Below are 1936 nucleotides of genomic sequence, written 5' to 3' on the forward strand. Positions count from 1 at the left end.
GCCGACGATCAGCGCAAAGCCGGTGCGGGCAAGGATCTGGGACGGTGCGATCCGTGTCGCCAGGAACAGCACGAAGGCAACGACCGCAAGCGAAATGACGATCAGCCCGGTGTCGCCAAAGGACGAGAACATCGAGAAGGCGATGCCGGTGTTGTAGGTGCGAAACAGCGCCAGGAAGGGTACCAGATCGAGCTTTTCCTGAAAGGCGAGACCAGTCTCGACCAGGTGTTTTATCCACTGGTCAAGCGCGATGGCCGCGACGACGAGCAGCGCGTAGGGAGACCATGATTTCACGGGCAGGCAACCTTCATTGCTGGTCCACGATTGGTTCGAGCTTCAGCGCGCCGCGCCGGATCTCGAACAGCATGATGCCGGTGGCGACGGCCAGATTGAGCGAATCGGCACGGCCCGCTTGCGGAATCCGGAGCAGCCTGTCGCAACTCGCAGCCAGGCTTTCGGGCAGTCCCTGCTGCTCGTTGCCCATCATCAGCAGCACCGGGCCGCGGGAAAAATCGACCGAGCGGTAGTCGACGGCGCCTTTCAGGTGGGTGCCGGCGACGAGGCCTGAAAACCCGCCTCGCCAGGCAAGGAAAGCCTCGGTTGTCGCCTTGGCCACCGGCACGGCAAAGATCGAACCCATTGTGGCGCGCACCGTCTCCACCGAAAAAGGATCGGTGGTGTCGCCGACCAGGATGACGCCCTTGGCGCCGACGGCATCGATGGTGCGGATGACGGTGCCGAGATTACCGGGATCGCGCACCCGGTCGAGCGCCACCCAGACGTCGCCATTGTCAGCGCGGACATCCTTCAAGGCCAGGAATTTTTGCGAAAAGACGCCGACCACCATTTGCGGATTGTCGCGACGGGTGATGGCGACGAGCACCTTTTCCGACACTTCCAGCACCATGCCGCCGGCGGCAACCGTGCGTGCCGCGACCTTTTCCACCGCCGCGTTGCCGCGCCCGGCCTTGGCGAAAACCAATGTCCTGATGTGCCAGCCGAGATCGAGCGCATCGATGACCAGTTTCAGTCCCTCGGCCATGAAGGCGTTCTGCTGGTCGCGGAATTTCTTCTGCGCGAGGGCCTTGATATCCTTGACCAGCGGATTGGCGAGGCTGGTGACTTCCTTAACCTGGCCGGGTGCGCCTGCGTGCCGCTCGTTCATTCAGGCCACCCAACGCGAAAACAATGAGGTCGAAAGCGCCCGGCCGGCGGACTTTTCGCGGATGATCAACTCACCCGATTCGATCTTGCCGCCCATGCCGGCAAAGGTGTCGCGCATCAAGGCATGGATGGCGAAGAAGGAGGCGCGGATCGAATAGGCGGTCAGCACCACGGCAAGCGGTTTCGGCGTCAGGATCGCGCGGCAGAGATCGGTCAAAGCAGGCAGGTCCTCGAATAATTGCCAGACCTCGCCCTTGGGGCCGCGGCCATAGGCCGGCGGGTCGAACAGGATGATGTCATAGCGGCTACCCCGGCGCTCCTCTCGCTCGGCAAATTTCACCGCGTCGTCGACGATCCAGCGGATCGGCTTGCTGCCGAGCCCGGCCATTTCCTGGTTTTCACGGGCCCAGCCGATCGCTTTCTTCGAGGCATCGACATGGGTGACCTCGGCGCCGGCGCGGGCCGCCACCAAGGAAGCAAGACCGGTATAGCCGAACAGGTTCAGCACCTTGACCGGCCGCTTCGCCGCCGCGATCAGCCCGGCCATGTGGTCCCAGTGCGAGGCCTGCTCGGGAAAGACGCCAACATGGCGAAACGAGGTGAAACGGCCGAGATAGTCGATGCCGTCATGCTTCATCGGCCAGGTCTCGCCGAGCGGCACCTTGGGGAAACGCCAGCGGCCGATGCCTTCCTCGTCGGTGTCGCCGGTGAAGACGGCGTCGGCGCGCTCCCATTCTTTTACCGGCAAGGCCTTTTGCCAGATCGCCTGGCC

Annotated in this window: 3 protein-coding genes; all 3 read right to left on the bottom strand. The window is 63.4% G+C overall.

Annotation, left to right across the window (positions count from 1 at the left end):
• Positions 1-294 (bottom strand): signal peptidase II (locus EN935_RS33580; RefSeq protein ID WP_206534632.1); only part of this gene is annotated, 294 nt, incomplete at its 3' end.
• Between the two features lie 13 nt (positions 295-307).
• The gene (locus EN935_RS33585) at positions 308-1165 is read right to left on the bottom strand and encodes an RNA methyltransferase (RefSeq protein ID WP_126070538.1); all 858 of its coding nucleotides are present in this window, start codon (positions 1163-1165) and stop codon (positions 308-310) included.
• On the bottom strand, positions 1166-1936 hold a 771-nt coding region (locus tag EN935_RS33590), incomplete at its 5' end, for an RsmD family RNA methyltransferase (protein WP_164771588.1).

Origin of the sequence: Mesorhizobium sp. M7D.F.Ca.US.004.03.1.1 (genome assembly GCF_003998635.1) — a bacterium.
Taxonomy (GTDB): domain Bacteria; phylum Pseudomonadota; class Alphaproteobacteria; order Rhizobiales; family Rhizobiaceae; genus Mesorhizobium; species Mesorhizobium loti.